This window comes from Aneurinibacillus soli (assembly GCF_002355375.1).
Classification (GTDB): domain Bacteria; phylum Bacillota; class Bacilli; order Aneurinibacillales; family Aneurinibacillaceae; genus Aneurinibacillus; species Aneurinibacillus soli.
This window is the reverse complement of sequence record NZ_AP017312.1, coordinates 1,754,692-1,773,215: the sequence shown is the minus strand read 5'-3', so window position 1 is coordinate 1,773,215 and position 18,524 is coordinate 1,754,692. Positions and strand designations below refer to the sequence as shown.

Here is an 18,524-nt window from a genome sequence, read left to right as displayed (position 1 = left end):
CTAAATTTGCATTCTCATAATCTCTTGATATGCCTCAACTGCTTTATTGCGCACTTGCATCGTCATTTCGAGCGCAATACTTGCTTTTTGCGAAGCAATCGCTACCTGGTGAAAGTCCTGCACCTGTCCGGTAGCAAGACCCTCATTCATTTTATCTGCTGTTTTTTGTAAGCCGTTCACATCATTTATAGCATCTCGCAAATAAGAAGCAAATGATTCGGTTACTTCATTCGGTGTAGGGGTAGGTGTCTGCGCAATCCCCTGCACCGACGCAGTCGGTAGGCCCATGGAAATTTTTTCGATCATAAAAATTTCTCCTTGTTTAATACGTCTTATGCTTTTCCGATTTCAAGCGCTTTGGTTGCCATTGCTTTAGAAGCGTTAATCGCAGCCGCATTCGATTCATACGCCCGTGTCGCCTCCATAAGGTCTACCATTTCTTTCAACATGTCTACATTCGGGTATGAAACCATCCCGTTCGCATCCGCATCTGGATTAGAAGGATCATATTCTGTCTTAAACGGTGTCTTGTCTCCTACTATAGACGTAACCCGAACTCCACCTTCTGCAGGTGGTGCTCCACCTGGATTCATCGACGCTTTCAAAACACTGTCGAATCCACCATTAATTGGCTCCACCTCTACCATTTTACGACGATACGGCTGCCATTTCCCATTTACAAATTCAGCGCGTGTTGTGTTTGCATTAGCAATATTGCCCGCTACTACATCCATACGTACCCGATTTGCACTCAGGGCTGAAGCACTAATATCGAACCCTCCAAATAGTGCCATACTTATTTACCTCCAATAACCATGCGAAGTTTAGCGAAATTTCCACCTGCCTGCTGAGCTAAAGCATTATACCAGAGCTGATTACGTGCAAGATTCGTCATTTCATAATCTAAATCTACATTATTTGCTGAATTCTGCATAGGGCCTGTTGAAGAATCTACTTGGAGATGAGGCTGTACCTCGTTAATGTTCGGTGTTCCAAAAGCTAGATGTTTCTGATCAGTCCTATATGCGCTAAAAGTCGTCGCTGACTTCTGCATCGCTTCTTGTAACTCCGATTCAAAAGTAACGCTTTGTGTTTTATAATACGGTGTATTTACATTAGCAATGTTGTTATTTATAGCCTTTTGCCTCATCGAAGCAGCATCTAATGCTTTTTCTAAAGCAGAAAATGTCGGTGTTATAAGCATATGTTCCCCTCCGTCCTATAACTTTTTTCGCGCTTTTTTCAAGAATTGTCATTCCACAAAAGGGAATTATTTCATGTAATTACACTTTTTCTGTATGTATCAAGTTAACATCTACTATATTACCAGATAGTTGTAAACGAACAAAGCCCCATCTTCAAGATAGGGCTTTGTTACCGAACATAAATTTTAAGCTATTACGAAGTCTTTAATTTTTCCAACTCTGGGAGGAGCTTTTCATTCAAGATCTTGATATAAGTACCTTTCATACCAAGGGAACGCGATTCGATAACACCAGCACTTTCTAGTTTACGCAGAGCATTTACAATTACCGAACGCGTAATACCAACTCGGTCTGCAATCTTGCTCGCAACGAGAAGACCTTCTCTTGCATCCAGTTCTTCAAAAATATGTTCCACAGCTTCCAGCTCACTATACGAGAGAGAACCGATGGCCATCTGTACGACAGCTTTACTACGTGCTTCATGTTCAATTTCTTCAGCACGCTCACGCAGGATCTCCATACCGACAACGGTAGCTCCTACTTCTGCAAGTGCCAGCTCATCATCAACAAATTGACCATTAACTCGCGCCAGCACGAGTGTACCAAGACGATCCCCACCACCAATGACCGGAACAATCGTTGTTTGGCTTTTGCGGAATAAATCTTTCATTTCTACAGGGAAAGCCGTATACGGGCTTTCGATATCCAGATTTGAAGATGTTTCGTCCACGCGAAGCAATTGCGTGCTGTAATCTCCCGGAAAACGGCGTTCTTCAAGCATTTTGTGAATGCGTTCATTGTCAATTTCCTGTGCAAGCGCATGGCCAAGAATTTTACCTTTGCGGCTTAATACGAATATATTTGCCTCGATGATTTCGCTTAATACTTCCGCCATCTCCATAAAGTTAACCGGATGCCCTGCTGTTTTTTGAAGCATACCGTTGATGCGACGGATTTTTGACAGTAAGTCCATTAGTGTGAATCCTCCTTAAAATTTTACAAAATATAGCGACTCAGATCGCGATCTTCTACAATCGTCGCAAGTTTCTCTCGTACGTATTGCGGCGTAATGGCCACTTTTTCAAGTGTAACATCCGACGCTTCAAATGAAAGGTCTTCTAGTAGCTTCTCAAGAATCGTATGAAGTCTTCTCGCACCAATATTATCGGTATTCTGATTGACTTCAGCTGCTAGTTTCGCAATCTCTTTAATAGCATCGTCAGAAAATTCCACTTTTATTCCTTCTGTTTCTAATAATGCTATATATTGCTTGGTTAAAGCATTTTTCGGCTCTGTTAAAATTTGCACAAAGTCCTCAACTTTTAGGCTATCTAATTCTACACGAATCGGAAAACGTCCCTGCAACTCCGGAATTAAATCGGAAGGCTTCGCCATATGGAAAGCCCCGGCCGCAACGAATAGTACATAATCGGTTTTAACTGGACCGTACTTCGTCATTACAGTTGATCCTTCTACAATCGGCAGAATATCACGCTGTACGCCTTCCCGCGAAACTTGTGCGCTATTTGACTCTTTTCCTGCGATTTTGTCAATTTCGTCGATAAAGATGATTCCGCTCTGTTCTGCTCGCATAACCGATTCCTGAATAACATCATCCATGTCGATTAATTTCTGCGCTTCCTGTGTTATCAAAACTTTCCGGGCTTCCCGAACCGGAAGTTTCCGTTTTTTCATTTTCTTTGGAAGTAGATTTCCGAGCATCTCTTGCATATTCATCCCCATCTGATCCATACCTGAACCCGCAAACATATCAAACATAGACGGAGCTGCATCTTCGACATCAATTTCTACAATCGTTTCTTCAAGCTGACCCATCGCAAGTTGATGCGCAACCTGTCTGCGCTGCTGGACCACAGAAGCATCTTCAGACTCAGAATGGGAAGAAGTAGAAGATTGCTGACCACCGAAAAACATCTCAAGCGGATTTTTATATGGCTTGTTATCTACTTTGCCTGGCACGACTAACTGAACAAGGCGTTCATTCGCCAATGTTTCCGCTCGGTCCTTCACGGTCTCCATTTTTTCGACTTTCACAATCCGAATAGCTGTTTCAATCAGGTCACGAACCATAGATTCCACATCTCGACCCACATAGCCGACTTCTGTGAATTTGGTTGCTTCTACTTTAATAAATGGTGCCCCAGTCAATTTAGCAAGCCTACGGGCAATTTCTGTTTTACCAACGCCTGTTGGCCCGATCATCAAAATGTTTTTGGGAACAATCTCATCACGAATCGATTCTTGCAGCAAACTGCGGCGGTACCGATTACGCAGTGCAATCGCCACGGAACGCTTCGCCTGCTTTTGCCCGACAATAAACTGATCCAGTTGCTCAACAATTTGTTTCGGAGTAAAACGTTCTGCCTTATTCAAAGCAAAGCCCCCTTTAGTTGATTTCTTCTACAACTAAATTATGATTCGTGTACACGCAAATATCTGCCGCTACCGTCAGAGCCGCCGTCGCGATTTCTCGCGCCGTCATTCCTTCCGCATGTTGCTTGAGCGCGCGCCCTGCTGCCAGCGCATAATTCCCACCTGAACCGATCGCGAGAATACCATCATCCGGCTCAATAATTTCACCGTTTCCGGAAATAAGAAGCATATGATCACTGTTCATCACGATCATAAGCGCCTCGAGCTTACGCAGCACTTTATCGAGCCGCCAGTCTTTCGCCAGTTCAACCGCTGCACGCTGCAAATTCCCATGATACTCTTCCAATTTCGCTTCAAACTTCTCAAACAATGTAATGGCGTCTGCAACGGAACCAGCAAATCCTGCGATGACCTGACCATGGTGCAAACGGCGAACCTTCTTAGCGGTCTGCTTCATTACCACACTGTTGCCGAATGTGACCTGTCCGTCACCTGCCATCGCCCCGCTACCGTTATGCCGCACCGCAAAAATCGTTGTCGCATGAAAAGTCATATCCATTGCATTCCCTCCGCTTCACAATTTTAAGCCCGCGGGTGCGCCTGATTATAGACGGCGCGCATTCGTTCACGGGTTACGTGCGTATAAATCTGAGTAGATGAAATGCTGGCGTGACCGAGCATTTCCTGTACACTACGCAGGTCTGCACCATTCTCCAGCAGATGTGTCGCAAATGTATGCCGAAACGTATGGGGGCTCACTTTCAGCACATCACTCGCCTGTTCTACATAGTCTGTCAGCATCCGCCGTACGCTGCGGTCGCTCATTGCCTGCCCCCTTGTATTCAAAAACAACGCCAGGGGTGCGCTTTGTTTTACAAGAGCCGGTCTTCCCCTCTCTATATAGGCACGGTACGCACAAAGCGCATGCTGACCAAGCGGTACATACCTCTCTTTTGCACCCTTGCCAAGCACAAGTGCAGTCCCCACTACTACGTCAACAGATGACAGGGTCATTCCAACCAGTTCAGAGACACGAATGCCGCTTCCGTATAAAATTTCGAGAATTAACCGATCCCGCAACCCGAATGGTGTAGCTGTATCCGGAAGGGCAAGTAGCTGCTCCACCTCCTTTGGAAATAAAAAGGTAGGCAATCGCTTTTCGAGCCTGGGTGTTGCAGCCATCGCGAACGGATTGTGTTCTACTAGTTCTTCCCGGAGCAAAAACTTGTAAAAGCTACGCAAGCATGACAGCCTGCGGGCAATCGAACGGCGCGAATACTCTCGTGCATGCAACTCAGACAAGTATTGTCGTACGCGTGCATACGAAACAGCAGCATAATCTACAGCCACATGCTGCCCCAAAAAGGCGGTAAAGTCGCGAATATCCTTCTCATAGTTCGTAATCGTCAAGGGTGATGCATTTTTCTCGATCTGCAAGTATTGCTTAAAGAGCACGCGCATCGTATCTGGTTGCGCATCTTTCATACGTGTACCCCCTCACCGGGTAACGATTAGCAAGGCGTGTGAGACACACGCCTTACTTGTAATAATCTACCGAAAATACACTCTTTGCAGGGAAAACCTTGCTTTTAATCGTGGTTAGTATAACACACCCGCGTAGCTGTCGCAACTTAATTGGAGATCATCTCGGTACAATTCTGAATTTTATCCAGTGCTCGTTCAGCCATTTTTTCATATCGTTCTTTTTTGTTCCGAATTTTTTTCTCAAGCGGCGGAAGAAGTCCGAAGTTAGCATTCATCGGCTGGAAGTTATCCGGGTTCGCGGTTGTAATATAATGTGCCATACTTCCCATTGCTGTTTCCGGCGGGAAGACAATGGGCTCAAGTCCTCTTGCCAGGCGAGCGGCATTTATCCCAGCTACCATCCCGGATGCTGCTGATTCTACATATCCTTCTACACCGGTCATCTGTCCCGCGAAGAATAGCGTTTCCCGATCCTTATATTGATATGTCGGTTTCAACAGGCGTGGCGAATTGATAAACGTATTCCGATGAATGACACCGTAGCGTACAATCTCGGCGTTCTCAAGTCCTGGAATCATACTGAACACCCGCTTCTGCTCCGGCCACTTCAGATGTGTCTGGAATCCGACAATGTTATACAACGTACCTGCACTGTTGTCCTGACGCAGCTGCACAACCGCGTATGGCTGCTTGCCTGTACGAGGATCATTCAATCCGACCGGCTTAAGCGGACCAAACAGCATCGTCTGTCTGCCACGCTTCGCCATTACTTCAATCGGCATACATCCTTCAAAGAAAACCTGCTTCTCGAATTCTTTCAACTGCACTTCTTCTGCCGTAATCAACGCCTCATAAAAGGCATTGAACTCTTCCTCATTCATCGGACAGTTCAAGTAGGCAGCTTCTCCTTTGTCGTAGCGCGAAGCAAGAAACACTTTTTCCATATTAATTGTTTCTTTATCAAGGATCGGCGCGGCAGCATCGTAGAAGTACAAATACTCTTGCCCGGTCAGTTTCTGCAGCTGCGCAGACATATCCGGAGATGTAAGCGGTCCGGTTGCGATGACTACAATTCCATCAGGAATTTCTGTAATCTCTTCGTGCCGTACTTCAATACGAGGATGATTGCGCACGCTGTTCGTGACAGCTTCCGCAAACTCATGGCGGTCTACCGCAAGTGCGCCCCCTGCTGGCACGGAGCAGTTGTCTGCTGAACGCATAATGATAGATGAGAAGCGTCGCATCTCCTCCTTAAGAATACCGACTGCATTTGTCAAGGAATTGGCACGCAGTGAGTTGCTGCATACTAACTCCGCAAATTTGTCTGTATGATGAGCCGGTGTCTGCTTTACCGGGCGCATCTCATATAAAATCACATCGATACCTTGTTCGGCAATCTGCCAGGCAGCTTCACTGCCCGCAAGACCTGCGCCGATGACGGTTACTTTTTCCATGCTGTCTGTATGCTCCTTACGTTATAACGTTTCTTCCTCATAATCGCATGCTACACACTGGACAGAAGGGCCTTTGTTCTTGCCTTTCCCCTTCTTCTCTACCAGCATCCCTGAACATTTCGGACACGTGCGCGGCAACGGCTTATCCCAGGATACAAAATCGCAGTCCGGATACTGGTTGCACCCGTAAAACATCCGATTCTTCTTACTTTTACGTTCTACGATGTGTCCGGTTTCACATTTTGGACACGTAACCCCAATTTCTTTGACAATTGGCATCGTATTCCGGCAATCTGGAAAAGCCGAACACGCAAGAAATTTGCCATACCGCCCCATCTTATACACCATCGGGCTATTACACTTATCGCAAATGACGTCAGATACTTCATCCTTGATCTCGACTTCTTGCATATGCTGTTCGGCAACTTCCAGACGTTTCGCGAACGGGTCATAAAATTCTTCGAGTACGCGCACCCAGGCTTCTTTGCCTTCCTCAATATGGTCGAGGTCATCTTCCATCTTGGCGGTAAACTTCGTATCCAGAATTTCTGGGAAGAATTCTTCCATTAGACCAAGTACGATCTCACCTAATTCAGTCGGAACAAAACGACGCTCCTGAAGCGCCACATACCCCCGCTTCTGAATCGTATCAAGCGTCGGCGCATACGTACTCGGGCGGCCAATGCCGAGCTCTTCGAGTGTTTTGACAAGACGCGCCTCTGAATAACGCGGTGGCGGCTGGGTAAAGTGTTGCTTCGGCTCAATCTGCTCTGCAACCACTTCCTGTCCTGCTTCAAGCGGCGGTAGCATTTTATCATCTTCTGCCTGCGCGTCATCTGTTCCCTCTACATATACCTTCATAAAGCCTGGGAACTTAACCTGTGAGCCACTTGCCCGGAATACAGCATCTCCAGAGACAATATCCGCTGTGACCGTATCAAGCACCGCAGACGCCATCTGGCTTGCGATAAAGCGTTCCCAGATCAGACGATACAGTTTAAGCTGATCACGGGATAAATATTCCTTTAGAGCTGCTGGACTGTATGAAACAAATGTGGGACGAACCGCTTCATGCGCATCCTGTGCTTTTTCTTTCTTGCCAAACTGGCGTGGTTCACTAAGTGAATATTCCTGTCCGTACGCATCAATAATATATGTTTTTGCTTCTTCCTGCGCAGTCTGGGAAATGCGTGTCGAGTCCGTACGCATGTATGTAATCAAACCCACTGTGCCTTCTTTGCCAAGGTCAATCCCTTCGTACAGCTGCTGAGCTACCATCATGGTTTTAGCAGCGCGGAAGTTCAGCTTGCGGGCCGCTTCCTGTTGCAAGGAACTCGTTATAAAAGGCGCTGCCGGATTGCGCTTGCGCTCTCTACGTTTTACATCTGTAATACGGAATGTCCCATCTTTCAAATGATCAAGCAGCTTGTTTACATCCGCTTCTGAAGCAAGTTCTGTTTTTTCCTGCCCATAGCTGTAAAACTTTGCTTCAAATGCTCCACCTGCTGATGCAAGATGTGCGGTTACCGACCAGTATTCTTCTGGCACGAATGCATTGACTTCTTTTTCTCGGTCAATGATTAGCTTCACAGTTACGGACTGAACACGGCCAGCACTCAAACCTTTTTTTACTTTTTTCCAGAGAAGCGGAGAGATATTGTAGCCGACTAGACGGTCTAAAATACGGCGTGCCTGCTGCGCATTAACCAGATCCATATCGATCTTGCGCGGATTCTTAAATGCCTCCTTCACTGCCTGCTTCGTAATTTCATTAAATACAACGCGGCATTCGCCGCTATGGTCTATATTCAAACTATGAGCCAGATGCCAGGCGATCGCTTCCCCTTCGCGATCGGGGTCAGCTGCAAGATAGACGCGCTTTACTTTTTTGGCGGCATCCCGTAACTCTTTTAATACGTCGCCTTTGCCACGGATGGTGATGTACTTCGGCTCGAAGCCGCTTGTGACATCGACGCCCATCTGGCTTTTTGGCAAATCTCGTACATGGCCCATGGATGCTTTCACAATATATTTTTTACCTAAGTATTTTCCAATTGTCTTCGCCTTTGCGGGAGACTCCACTATTACCAGTGAATCTGCCAAGCAAGTTTCCCCCTTTTATAAAGAAAAGAATTCCTCCTATTATTAATTACAAAACTTACGTTTGTCAAACCTCTTTCTATGGCTTTACCCGAATATACGCCTGTCCAGGCAGTTGCATGATCTGTTTCTTCATCTGCAAAGATAACAGAAGAAAGTGTAAATAGGAAGGAGAAAACTCCGTTCGACATAAAATCTGTTCATACGACACTGACTCCCACGGAATCATGCGCAAGAGCGCCGCTTCTTCGCTACTGAGTGATTCGGGCGCACCGGCAACTTCTGCATTTCCTACATGTGTATCCAATGCAAGCTCAGGATATTCAAACACAATATCATGAACGTGCTGAACCAATTTAGCGCCCTGCTGAATAAGCCAGTGGCAACCGGCGCTTTTTGGTGAATGAATGGACCCCGGAACAGCAAATACATCACGTCCCTGTTCGGTTGCGAGATCAGCCGTAATAAGAGACCCACTGCGAGATGCGGCTTCAATCACAAGGATGCCGTGTGCAAGCCCACTTATAATCCGATTGCGTTCGGGGAAAAAGCCACGCTGTGGCCGTGTTCCGGGAGGATACTCAGACAGCAGAAGGCCTTGCTTTCGAATCCTCGCACCTAATTGCCGGTTTTCTGCGGGATACAACCAGTCGATTCCACAGCCAAGGACAGCAATCGTACCGCCACGAGCTTCAAGTGCTCCTGTATGCGCTTCTGCATCGATACCGCGAGCCATACCCGATACAACAACCAGCCCCCTTTCTGCGAGCTCCCTGCCGAACTGACGCGCTAGCTGCCGACCATATTGCGTCGGTGTCCGCGTCCCTACAATCGAAAAGGCAGGACGCGTAAGTAAATCGAAATTTCCGTCTGCATATAACAGCTCAGGTGCGTCCGGGATCTCGTACAGCCACTCGCTATATTTTTCATCTCCATAAACAAGCACGGTAATCCCTCTACGTTCCCATTCTTCCCTGTTTTTCCGAGCTGCCGCAAGATCATACTTCCGACGGATCTGTTCTGCTATATTCTCTCGCACACCGAGCATGTGCTGAATATCCAGTGCTGTACAAGATGTAAAATCAATAGGTTCAGCCAATTGGCGGGCACGACGCATAACCATTCTGCCTACTCCTGGAATCATTGATAATGCAAGCATCATTTCTGTCAAGTTTTCCATTTCCATTCCTCCCTATTAGGTCTCTTTATCTTTTTCTAGGTAATAATTGGAAATCCTTCCTCAACAAAAAAAGAGGACGTCTATGACGCCCTCTCCCTGTAATCACTTCTTTATTATTTAATCGTTTTGCAAATTTCAAGCAGATTATGCTGTCTGAGCGCTTCAATCATCGTGTCACCCATTACAGACGGAGTTTTCGCTACTGGAATGCCGCATGCTTCCATTGTCTTGATCTTCTCGGCTGCTGTACCTTTACCGCCAGAGATGATCGCGCCAGCATGTCCCATACGTTTTCCTGGAGGAGCAGTCTGACCGCCAATGAATCCTACTACCGGCTTCTTCATGTTTGCTTTTACCCATTCAGCCGCTTCTTCTTCCGCTGTACCACCGATCTCACCGATCATGATAACCGCTTCTGTATCTGGATCTTCATTAAACAGACGGAGACAATCGATGAAGTCTGTGCCGTTAACCGGGTCGCCACCGATACCAACCGCAGTGGACTGGCCGATACCATTTGTTGTAAGCTGGTGAACCGCTTCATATGTAAGCGTTCCAGAGCGGGATACGATACCAACTTTACCTGGTGCAGTAATATAGCCAGGCATGATACCAATTTTGCATTCGCCTGGTGTAATAAGACCCGGGCAGTTCGGTCCGATGAGACGGGTTTTGCTGCCTTCCATAAAACGCTTAACTTTTACCATGTCGAGTACCGGAATACCTTCTGTGATACATACAACAAGTTCGAGTTCTGCGTCAACCGCTTCCATGATTGCATCCGCTGCGAACGCTGGAGCAACATAAATAACAGAAGCATTTGCACCTGTTTCTTTTACCGCTTCTTGAACCGTATCGAATACAGGGAATCCTTCAACCTCTGTACCACCTTTACCAGGTGTAGTACCACCGACCATTTGTGTTCCGTAATAATCACGGCAGCCTTTCGCATGGAACAAACCTGTCGCCCCAGTAATACCCTGAGTGATGACTTTTGTATCTTTATTAATGAGAATACTCATTTCCTAAGCCCTACCTTTCCCGGATTATTATTGCACAAGTTTAACGATTTTTTCTGCGCCGTCTGCCATGGACTCCGCCGCCTCGATAGCAAGACCAGATTCATTCAGAATCTTCTTGCCAAGCTCAACGTTTGTCCCTTCAAGACGAACAACGAGCGGACGGTCAAGACTCACCTGTTTCGCCGCTTCGACAACACCTTCCGCGATAACGTCACATCGCATGATGCCACCAAAGATGTTAACGAAGATACCTTTTACATTCTCATCAGACAGGATGAGCTTGAATGCAGCTGTTACTTTCTCAGTTGTCGCGCCGCCGCCAACATCGAGGAAGTTCGCCGGGTCGCCACCGTAATGCTTGATGATGTCCATTGTCGCCATTGCAAGACCTGCACCGTTAACCATGCAACCGATGTTACCATCGAGCGCGATGTAGTTCAGATCGTATTTAGATGCTTCGATTTCTTTCGCATCCTCTTCATCAAGGTCACGCAGTTCCTGTACATCCGGGTGACGGTACAGGGCATTAGAATCAAAGTTCAGTTTCGCATCAAGTGCCATAACATTACCGTCGCCTGTTACAACGAGCGGATTGATTTCTGCGATTGAGCAATCTTTATCAACGAATGCTTGATAAAGCGCCATCATAAATTTCACTGCTTTATTTACAAGATTTTTTGGAATGTTAATAGCGAGTGCCAGTTTACGTGCCTGGAATACTTGCAGACCTACCGCAGGGTCAACAACTTCTTTAAAGATTTTTTCTGGCGTTTTTTCTGCTACTTCTTCGATTTCTGTACCACCTTCTTCAGAAGCCATGAGTACTACACGGTTCGTATTGCGATCAACAACTACCCCTACGTAGTATTCTTTCTGAATATCGCAGCCTTCTTCGATAAGTAAGCGCTTTACTTCTTTGCCTTCTGGGCCAGTCTGGTGTGTCACCAGCACTTTTCCGAGAATTTCCTTGGCATATGTCTGAACTTCGTCCAGATTTTTGGCAATTTTAACGCCGCCCGCTTTACCACGGCCACCTGCGTGAATTTGTGCTTTTACTACATACACGCTGGAAGTTAATGTTTTAGCTGCTTCAACTGCTTCTTCTACGGTGAAAGCTACTTGGCCATTCGGTACAACGACACCGTACTGTTTAAGTATCTCTTTGCCTTGATACTCATGGATATTCATTCTCCATCCTCCTAACCTTTCTCATATAAACGCACTCAACTTGTCACACAGTTTTCATTGGACAAGCAGTCATGCTAGTACAGTATAGCTTATTCGTCATAATTCGGCAAACTCCTGTTAAATATGTAGAAATTTTTAATTTTTTCTAAAAAAAAAGCAGCAGCGCTTTACCCGCTGCTAACTCCTGTGTATATTTTTAGATGGCGTATTTTAAATCACGTCGGGAAATTTCATCCTGGAGTAGTACAATGAAGTCTGTTCCTAAATCCAGAGCAATTGCCTTAAAATATGCTTCAAGCAATACTTCGTTTGAAAGAAGCTCCATCTTTTCTCCTCCTTATCTATTACTCTTTTCCCATATTGTAGCATTTTAAAAAAAGCCGAACAACTCGCGCTTATCCACATGCTTCTGTGAATAAAATGTTTAAACTTTGTAAATTATTCGATAAAACCTGCGTTTTTTCTGTTGATATTGTTATCCACAGCGAATCATGTCGAAAAAAATTTTTCGGCTGTCGATTTATCGTTTCCAATCAGCTCGATCAAGCACCCGATACTGAAGAGCTTCCGCTATGTGTTCTTCATGTATTTCTTCACATCCATCCAGATCAGCTATCGAGCGCGATATCTTGAGAATTTTATCATAGGAACGATTACTTAGCCCAGTCGTTCGATAAATGGCAGATAAAAAGCGCTCCCCCTCTCTGGAAAGCTGCACATGTGTACGCAGAACCGCGCCGGACAAATCCGCGTTATACTTATAGTTCGTTTTTTCATAACGCTCACTCTGACGAGCACGCGCCTCTTCGACACGTCTGCGCATGTCCAAAGAAGATACCGACAGACGATCTAGTTCTTCTGCTTCCACCCTCGGCACTTCTACATGCATGTCCATCCGGTCAAGCAACGGACCGGACAACTTACGCCGATACCGCCTGACTTCAAGTTCTGTACATGTACAAACATTTGTCTGATCTTCAAATTGATAATAGCCGCAGTTGCATGCGTGCAGATAACAGTTTGGATAACAGTATAACGAAACAGCGATCACTCCCGGTAGCGAAGCAGACTGATTTTCTGAACACACCTGGCGGAAGAATTAGAAAAAGCAGGATGGATAGAAATTTGTTCATTGTTGAGTTAGCTAAACAAGCCAAATTGACTAAGGAAATGATTTCTATGATCGAAAGGGGTGTTTACACTCCCAAAATTAAAACCCTGAAAAAATTATCTGAAGCACTCGATATACCGATCTGGTATCTAGGCTGCTTTGAAAACCTACCTGAAGATACGTTAGGTCAGCGTTTGCGAAAAGCAAAGCTTTATGCTGGGTTGATCTCATCAGAGTTAGCGCAAATACTTTCAGCGAGTCATAGATCGGTCTGTAGTTGGGAACGTGATGAAGCTATTCCTTCTCCAGAAAATAAATTAGCTGTTGACGAATTCATCAGAACGCAATTGTCAGACTAGACAGTCAAATAGTTGAACAATAAACTGTATTATAAGGAAGAAAAAAATTAAACACTGTCCTATAAAACAAAAAGCCCGGTCAGCGCCGGGCTCTTCTTATTTCTGTGGTGTCCATATAAATTCTTTTTCGGGTTTATTCTTAGAGATGACAATCAGATTCTCTATCGCCTGGAACGTAAGTGCGCCGTATCCAAGTTGCTCACGAATTTCTTCCGGGATTGGGACTCGACCGTGTTCATCAACCTTCAACCGATATTCCATCTACATCATCCCCCTTTGCCCTATTATACAAGTAACAGGATGAAAAGGGAATAAAATACATTTATTCTAACAAACGAGAAATAAAAAGGACTTTTAAATTTTTTACAGAATTATACTTAAAATATAAACATAGATAAATAGGAGTGAATCGCATGGTTCCATGTAAAGTATGTAAGAAAGAAGTAGCAAAAAGCGCTATAACTTGCCCGCATTGTGGTGCAAAACTAAAAATGCATCCAGCAGGAAAATTTTTCATAGGATGTTTAGGTATCATCGGCATTACTATCTGTGCCCTATTGTTTTACTTATACGTCAGTTACGACGTCAAATGAGTTTTATGAAGATTAAAAAAGCTATACAGATAAATTTAATCTTATAGTCGTGCTAAGGAAAAAATCCCCTCCACCCAAACGGGCAGTGGGGTTGTCTTATTTCCTGACACTTCTATAGTATAGTAAGAATTTCAACAAAAAATAATGCAGAGCCCTTATTTAGATAGATCTTTTAGTCAATTAACAAATTTATCAAGTTCAAACTGTTCCCAAATATCAGGGTATTCTTTTTTAAGTTCCTTCTCCCCTCTAGAATTAACGAAACGAAAATCAGCAAACGGAATTCCTTTATGAAAATACTCACGGAATTTTTCGAGATTGTAAAGAATTAGTTCACTAAATTCACAATAAATCCAATACTCAACAGATTTAATGTACTTATAGGTACCTGCAATTCCGCCATTTTCAAATTCAGGTGTTCGAAGTTTGTACGGCTTCATAGGCGTAGAGTTATCTTTACCTTCAGAGTCAATGGCCAAAAACCAAAGAATAACCATACATATGTAAGACGATGCATTTTCCTCTACTTTGCTAAGAAGAAACTCTTTATTTTTAATAGCCTGCGCCATATAGTACGCAGTTCTTTTGTCTAGGCTTTCTTCTATCTCCACCGGTGGTTTATGAATAAACAGAGGCTCATCTGTATTGAGATAATCTATTACATGATTAACATACTGATAAACTGATAATGTATCACCATGTTTAATTTTAGCTGTATAGTCTCTAAAAGAGTGCCTATATTGTCTGCGTTTAGAATATATATCATATACAGATTGACCAATTAAAATTTGATCAGCATCTGCCAAATCCATTATTCTCTGTGCCGTATTTATTCCTGAACCAGCTAAGTTCAAATTATCATTTATGTCTTCGATTAAATTGTCCCTATTAGAATTTATACCAATACGAACCCTAAAATTTAATTCCGGATCCATGACCTCTCCATTATGCAACTCAATCTCCTTTAATATATTTAACGCTAATATCATAGCGGCATCATATTTAAAATTTCTATTAATCAATCCTATACACATGCCATCACCAGAAGGAGAATAAATAACATTAGCTGGCATTCTATCATCTTTTGGAGCTTCTTTTACAATCTCAGACACAGCTTTTTTGACAATGTTGTTTAAACTACTTATTATATCAGCCTGAGCTTCAACACTTCGATCTTTCGTATAATCTACAATATCCAAAAAAACATAATCAACATGAACAATCTCTACTTCCCCTACCTGAGTACTATCCACCTCTTCTATCTGAGTACTATCCACTTCTTCTACCTGAGAATTACCGACTTCTTTCATACAATCCCCCCCTTGTAGCTCTATAATTATTATAATTTTTTAGAATAGATTTCCAACATTTTTTTGCATAGAGGGATCGAAATACCTTATAATTATTTAGAAATTAGGTACGATATAGCTAAAAATTATGAGGAGGGCAGAAAGTGATAAATGACACTAACAATCCCCAAGATGAAAAAGTCGAGGACAAGAAAATAGAGTTGCTTTATAAAGCGATCGAAGATAATCAAAATACCATTCGCTTTACAGATACTAAAGCCGGAGCAATCTTGGTTCTTACCGGTATTGTTATAACCTTCTTTTCAGGATTTTCTAAAGACTTTTATACATTCATAAAAGGGCTACTATACAAAGAATCTACTAGTGGATTTGAAGTTCTTGCTTCCCTTGCATATATATCAATGAGCTTATTAGGAATATATTTCATAATACGTGCTATTAGGCTTGCGCTTCTAGTTATCTCCCCAAAAAGTGGTCCGATTAAAAGCATAAAAAAAGATACTCCCAAATCAATTCCAAACTTATTTTATTTAAATGAGTTAGAACCATCGATCGAAGAATCAAATATTTTTAATGATGAAGAAGGTACTTTTAAATTGACCTCGCCAACAAGCTATCTTTTAAATGAGTTAGATCATCTTACTGTTGCAAAAATACAACACATATTAGTGTATGAGTTACAAAAAGTTTCTTATATACGTGAAATGAAAATTCAACGGGTTAAATGGTCAATAAAGTTTTTAGGATACGGAACTCTGATTCTCATAGCAGTTACTTTTGTCGTTGTTATCCAAAATCTTTTTACATAAAAATACAAACAGGGAGTTGAGATTAATGGCGATAATTAAAGAAGACGAACTTAAAAGAGTAATATTAGAAAAATATGGACAAGCTAAGCAAACTTTAAATACTAACAAACTCTTACTAGAAAAATATGGTGCTGCAGTTTCAGATCGTATCCCCGGATATGAAGCTGAAAAAATGAAATTTGGAGCATACCATAAAGATGAATTTGTCGCTTTTTTTGCCGATATGCGCGGCTCGAGTAAACGAGCAAAGGACTTAAGGCCAGAGGATAACTTTTTAACCCTTCATGCTGTCATGCCTGCACTAATATATATTGTTGAAAAATATGGTGGGTATGTTATCGATCTGCCTGGAGATGGTATTATGGCACTATTTAAAGAAGGCGAGAATAGGAAGTCTATTCAATGGTCAGAAAGTAAAAAGGACTTAAATACTAAAGAGCTAGCTGTTTGTTGCGGAGAAGAGTTGCTCAGCTCTATAAGCAGGGTTGTAAATCCTATTCTATTATCTGACAATATCCCTTCAGTTGTGTTTGGTGTTGGTATCGATAGCGGTCCTGTTGTTGTTACTAAAACAGGAACAGATGGAACGTTTGATACAAAAGCACTTGGCGACTGTGTAAATATGGCAGCAAAGAAATCCCACGGACATAATGAAATATGGGTATCTAAAAATACATATGATAAACTTCCTACCTCCCAAGGTTTACAGAGAAGCCTAGATGAACCAGAATGGTATATTAAGAAAGTGAACTAATCATAAAACCCACTAACCTAGGTCGGTGGGTTTTACCTTTTCCTATAGCTAAATACCACACCAGCACCAATTGGCGTATAACTGAACATATCCAGCCCCGGATCTCATGTTACTTTTAGCACGTCATGCCATGCTTAATTACGGAGTCTATCCATTTACCTTTCTCATACCAGCTACTACACGTACCTCATCAGCCAGACGACCGATCTCCTTCTGCTCATCTGCATTCTTGGCTTCCTTCCACGCCGCCTGTAAATATGCAATCACTTTCTCCGCGTCTGCTTGTTTCATCTTCGGTTCCTCCTTCTGAGTAGTTGTTGTCGGTTGCTTTGCTGGGACATACGCTACGCCGATTGCCGCCAATACGCCGCGTCCGATTGCTTCGGACAATCCAGACAGGAATGCCGAGTCTTTCATATATGCCGCATCGCTCGGGTGATCAACGAACAGACATTCCAGCAGCGCTACTTTCACTTTTACTTGCAGCACACGCACATCGGTACGAATCTTGATGCCCCGATCCCGGATATTGAACGGACGCAAGTACTGCATGACTGAATTGTGTAGGGTACGAATCTGCTCATTCTCGCTGTAGCATAGTGTTTCATAGCCAGTGCCGCCACCAGCGTTCATGTGCAGCTCCAAGTGGAAGTCTGCACTCGACTGGTTGCTGATTGCTACCCGGCGTTCCAGGTCCTCACGTTTATTTTGTTTTAAGTCCGCTGCACCCGATAGGGAGCGTTCCCCTGTACGAAGCATGACTGTTTTAACGCCATGCCGCTTTAGCACCTCCTCAACCAGCTGTGCCAATTGCAGCACTACTTTGTATTCCTGCACGATTCCGCAAGCACCCGGATCTGGAAGTCCATGACCTGCGCCGATTACTACGATTTTGCTCATACGATTACCCCCATAATTTATCTTTGATCAATTCAATGTCGTTTTTAATTTCCTGAAAGCTATCAGATAGCTTATCAATAATACCGATGAGCCTTGTCTCTCGCTGTCTGCTGTCCCACAATACATAGACAACCAATGCCACGAACAACCCGTATTCCTTAGCAATTTTAAACAACCATTCTTCCATTCCTACATCCTCCTCACCGCCCTTCTGGGCAAAAAAAGCCTAATTAGGCGCTCGAAAACACTAATAAATATCGATTTAATAAAAATTATCTTCTTGGTGATAATAAGAAAAAATACAAAGGGTGATTATATTGGCCAACATATCTAATGAAGAACTACGCGAAATTTTGTTTCCTGAAGCGACGAAAGCTTTCCTAGAGGAACACCCAGGTTGTTACAAAAGAGCAGCAAAGATGTATGCTGGTGAAGCAGTAAAATACTCAGGAAAGGCATTAAAACATGAACTTGTAAAAAATAGAAACAAAGCCGATGAGATAGTTATTATGATTGAATCTAATCCAAGCTTTTTTCCACAATAACTTACAGTCAGAAGCAGTGTTGGCAGGATGAGTTCCTGCCAACTTTTGATTTATTTATCTTACAAAACTTAAATTTGTAGGTTAGGCAAAATAAAAACGACCTTCTCATATAAGA

The 18,524-nt window shown here is 43.5% G+C and carries 23 protein-coding genes; 5 read left to right on the top strand and 18 right to left on the bottom strand.

What is annotated here, in order from left to right:
- The 14 genes from fliE to CB4_RS09020 form a co-directional block, all read right to left on the bottom strand.
- The gene (fliE, locus tag CB4_RS09085) at positions 1-306 is read right to left on the bottom strand and encodes a flagellar hook-basal body complex protein FliE (protein WP_172890840.1); all 306 of its coding nucleotides are present in this window, start codon (positions 304-306) and stop codon (positions 1-3) included.
- A gap of 26 nt (positions 307-332) precedes the next feature.
- Complete coding sequence (gene flgC, locus CB4_RS09080; RefSeq protein ID WP_096465177.1) at positions 333-794, bottom strand: flagellar basal body rod protein FlgC; 462 nt, start codon at positions 792-794, stop codon at positions 333-335.
- Positions 795-796: 2 nt separating this feature from the next.
- The gene (flgB, locus tag CB4_RS09075) at positions 797-1,204 is read right to left on the bottom strand and encodes a flagellar basal body rod protein FlgB (protein WP_096465175.1); all 408 of its coding nucleotides are present in this window, start codon (positions 1,202-1,204) and stop codon (positions 797-799) included.
- A 194-nt stretch (positions 1,205-1,398) separates the two neighbouring features.
- The gene (gene codY, locus CB4_RS09070) at positions 1,399-2,178 is read right to left on the bottom strand and encodes a GTP-sensing pleiotropic transcriptional regulator CodY (protein WP_096465173.1); all 780 of its coding nucleotides are present in this window, start codon (positions 2,176-2,178) and stop codon (positions 1,399-1,401) included.
- Between the two features lie 23 nt (positions 2,179-2,201).
- Positions 2,202-3,599 carry an ATP-dependent protease ATPase subunit HslU gene (hslU, locus tag CB4_RS09065; RefSeq protein ID WP_096465171.1) on the bottom strand — a complete coding sequence of 466 codons (1,398 nt, stop codon included), beginning with the start codon at positions 3,597-3,599 and terminating at the stop codon, positions 2,202-2,204.
- A 13-nt stretch (positions 3,600-3,612) separates the two neighbouring features.
- Entirely contained in the window at positions 3,613-4,158 is a 546-nt protein-coding gene (gene hslV / locus CB4_RS09060; RefSeq protein WP_096465169.1) for an ATP-dependent protease subunit HslV, read from the bottom strand.
- A gap of 23 nt (positions 4,159-4,181) precedes the next feature.
- The gene (gene xerC, locus CB4_RS09055; protein WP_096465167.1) at positions 4,182-5,084 is read right to left on the bottom strand and encodes a tyrosine recombinase XerC; all 903 of its coding nucleotides are present in this window, start codon (positions 5,082-5,084) and stop codon (positions 4,182-4,184) included.
- A gap of 146 nt (positions 5,085-5,230) precedes the next feature.
- Positions 5,231-6,538: an FADH(2)-oxidizing methylenetetrahydrofolate--tRNA-(uracil(54)-C(5))-methyltransferase TrmFO gene (gene trmFO / locus CB4_RS09050; protein ID WP_096465165.1), complete on the bottom strand. Its 1,308-nt coding sequence runs from the start codon at positions 6,536-6,538 to the stop codon at positions 5,231-5,233.
- A 21-nt stretch (positions 6,539-6,559) separates the two neighbouring features.
- Positions 6,560-8,641, bottom strand: coding sequence for a type I DNA topoisomerase (topA, locus tag CB4_RS09045; protein ID WP_096465163.1), 2,082 nt, complete (start codon positions 8,639-8,641; stop codon positions 6,560-6,562).
- A gap of 76 nt (positions 8,642-8,717) precedes the next feature.
- The gene (dprA, locus tag CB4_RS09040; protein ID WP_197703136.1) at positions 8,718-9,818 is read right to left on the bottom strand and encodes a DNA-processing protein DprA; all 1,101 of its coding nucleotides are present in this window, start codon (positions 9,816-9,818) and stop codon (positions 8,718-8,720) included.
- Positions 9,819-9,931: 113 nt separating this feature from the next.
- Positions 9,932-10,840: a succinate--CoA ligase subunit alpha gene (sucD, locus tag CB4_RS09035; protein ID WP_096465159.1), complete on the bottom strand. Its 909-nt coding sequence runs from the start codon at positions 10,838-10,840 to the stop codon at positions 9,932-9,934.
- Between the two features lie 27 nt (positions 10,841-10,867).
- Complete coding sequence (sucC, locus tag CB4_RS09030) at positions 10,868-12,028, bottom strand: ADP-forming succinate--CoA ligase subunit beta (RefSeq protein ID WP_096465157.1); 1,161 nt, start codon at positions 12,026-12,028, stop codon at positions 10,868-10,870.
- 196 nt (positions 12,029-12,224) lie between these two features.
- Positions 12,225-12,353, bottom strand: coding sequence for a sporulation histidine kinase inhibitor Sda (gene sda / locus CB4_RS09025; RefSeq protein ID WP_096465155.1), 129 nt, complete (start codon positions 12,351-12,353; stop codon positions 12,225-12,227).
- A gap of 195 nt (positions 12,354-12,548) precedes the next feature.
- Positions 12,549-13,115, bottom strand: coding sequence for a magnesium chelatase subunit ChlI family protein (locus CB4_RS09020; RefSeq protein WP_146226554.1), 567 nt, complete (start codon positions 13,113-13,115; stop codon positions 12,549-12,551).
- A gap of 38 nt (positions 13,116-13,153) precedes the next feature.
- Here CB4_RS09020 and CB4_RS09015 point away from each other — a divergent pair, with 38 nt between their 5' ends.
- The gene (locus tag CB4_RS09015; protein ID WP_157737897.1) at positions 13,154-13,498 is read left to right on the top strand and encodes a helix-turn-helix domain-containing protein; all 345 of its coding nucleotides are present in this window, start codon (positions 13,154-13,156) and stop codon (positions 13,496-13,498) included.
- Between the two features lie 96 nt (positions 13,499-13,594).
- Here the strand turns inward: CB4_RS09015 and CB4_RS20920 are convergent, their stop codons facing one another.
- Positions 13,595-13,759: a division/cell wall cluster transcriptional repressor MraZ gene (locus tag CB4_RS20920; protein WP_157737895.1), complete on the bottom strand. Its 165-nt coding sequence runs from the start codon at positions 13,757-13,759 to the stop codon at positions 13,595-13,597.
- Positions 13,760-13,911: 152 nt separating this feature from the next.
- Here CB4_RS20920 and CB4_RS22000 point away from each other — a divergent pair, with 152 nt between their 5' ends.
- Complete coding sequence (locus CB4_RS22000; RefSeq protein WP_096465150.1) at positions 13,912-14,091, top strand: zinc ribbon domain-containing protein; 180 nt, start codon at positions 13,912-13,914, stop codon at positions 14,089-14,091.
- Between the two features lie 176 nt (positions 14,092-14,267).
- On the opposite strand, the gene CB4_RS09005 is transcribed toward CB4_RS22000, so the two are convergent.
- Positions 14,268-15,401: an adenylate/guanylate cyclase domain-containing protein gene (locus CB4_RS09005; protein WP_096465148.1), complete on the bottom strand. Its 1,134-nt coding sequence runs from the start codon at positions 15,399-15,401 to the stop codon at positions 14,268-14,270.
- A gap of 143 nt (positions 15,402-15,544) precedes the next feature.
- Between CB4_RS09005 and CB4_RS09000 the strand changes: the two genes are divergently transcribed.
- Both CB4_RS09000 and CB4_RS08995 read left to right on the top strand, forming a co-directional pair.
- Positions 15,545-16,210, top strand: a complete 666-nt coding sequence (locus CB4_RS09000) for a Pycsar system effector family protein (protein ID WP_096465146.1) — start codon at positions 15,545-15,547, stop codon at positions 16,208-16,210.
- A 25-nt stretch (positions 16,211-16,235) separates the two neighbouring features.
- On the top strand, positions 16,236-16,964 hold the full coding sequence (locus CB4_RS08995) for an adenylate/guanylate cyclase domain-containing protein (protein ID WP_096465144.1): 729 nt from the start codon (positions 16,236-16,238) through the stop codon (positions 16,962-16,964).
- Positions 16,965-17,111: 147 nt separating this feature from the next.
- On the opposite strand, the gene CB4_RS08990 is transcribed toward CB4_RS08995, so the two are convergent.
- Both CB4_RS08990 and CB4_RS08985 read right to left on the bottom strand, forming a co-directional pair.
- Positions 17,112-17,864, bottom strand: coding sequence for an N-acetylmuramoyl-L-alanine amidase family protein (locus tag CB4_RS08990; protein ID WP_096465142.1), 753 nt, complete (start codon positions 17,862-17,864; stop codon positions 17,112-17,114).
- 4 nt (positions 17,865-17,868) lie between these two features.
- The gene (locus tag CB4_RS08985; RefSeq protein ID WP_096465140.1) at positions 17,869-18,051 is read right to left on the bottom strand and encodes a UviB-like protein; all 183 of its coding nucleotides are present in this window, start codon (positions 18,049-18,051) and stop codon (positions 17,869-17,871) included.
- A 130-nt stretch (positions 18,052-18,181) separates the two neighbouring features.
- Between CB4_RS08985 and CB4_RS08980 the strand changes: the two genes are divergently transcribed.
- Positions 18,182-18,409 carry a hypothetical protein gene (locus tag CB4_RS08980; protein WP_096465138.1) on the top strand — a complete coding sequence of 76 codons (228 nt, stop codon included), beginning with the start codon at positions 18,182-18,184 and terminating at the stop codon, positions 18,407-18,409.
- Positions 18,410-18,524: the final 115 nt, after the last annotated feature.

Coding starts and splice junctions, on each gene's coding strand:
- hslV (WP_096465169.1), bottom strand. CDS start 4,158: ATGGATATGACTTTTCATGCGACAACGATTTTTGCGGTGCGGCATAAC.
- sda (WP_096465155.1), bottom strand. CDS start 12,353: ATGGAGCTTCTTTCAAACGAAGTATTGCTTGAAGCATATTTTAAGGCA.
- CB4_RS08985 (WP_096465140.1), bottom strand. CDS start 18,051: ATGGAAGAATGGTTGTTTAAAATTGCTAAGGAATACGGGTTGTTCGTG.
- fliE (WP_172890840.1), bottom strand. CDS start 306: ATGATCGAAAAAATTTCCATGGGCCTACCGACTGCGTCGGTGCAGGGG.
- CB4_RS08990 (WP_096465142.1), bottom strand. CDS start 17,864: ATGAGCAAAATCGTAGTAATCGGCGCAGGTCATGGACTTCCAGATCCG.
- dprA (WP_197703136.1), bottom strand. CDS start 9,818: ATGGAAAACTTGACAGAAATGATGCTTGCATTATCAATGATTCCAGGA.
- CB4_RS20920 (WP_157737895.1), bottom strand. CDS start 13,759: ATGGAATATCGGTTGAAGGTTGATGAACACGGTCGAGTCCCAATCCCG.
- trmFO (WP_096465165.1), bottom strand. CDS start 6,538: ATGGAAAAAGTAACCGTCATCGGCGCAGGTCTTGCGGGCAGTGAAGCT.
- CB4_RS22000 (WP_096465150.1), top strand. CDS start 13,912: ATGGTTCCATGTAAAGTATGTAAGAAAGAAGTAGCAAAAAGCGCTATA.
- codY (WP_096465173.1), bottom strand. CDS start 2,178: ATGGACTTACTGTCAAAAATCCGTCGCATCAACGGTATGCTTCAAAAA.
- CB4_RS08995 (WP_096465144.1), top strand. CDS start 16,236: ATGGCGATAATTAAAGAAGACGAACTTAAAAGAGTAATATTAGAAAAA.
- flgC (WP_096465177.1), bottom strand. CDS start 794: ATGGCACTATTTGGAGGGTTCGATATTAGTGCTTCAGCCCTGAGTGCA.
- sucC (WP_096465157.1), bottom strand. CDS start 12,028: ATGAATATCCATGAGTATCAAGGCAAAGAGATACTTAAACAGTACGGT.
- flgB (WP_096465175.1), bottom strand. CDS start 1,204: ATGCTTATAACACCGACATTTTCTGCTTTAGAAAAAGCATTAGATGCT.
- xerC (WP_096465167.1), bottom strand. CDS start 5,084: ATGAAAGATGCGCAACCAGATACGATGCGCGTGCTCTTTAAGCAATAC.
- sucD (WP_096465159.1), bottom strand. CDS start 10,840: ATGAGTATTCTCATTAATAAAGATACAAAAGTCATCACTCAGGGTATT.
- CB4_RS09005 (WP_096465148.1), bottom strand. CDS start 15,401: ATGAAAGAAGTCGGTAATTCTCAGGTAGAAGAAGTGGATAGTACTCAG.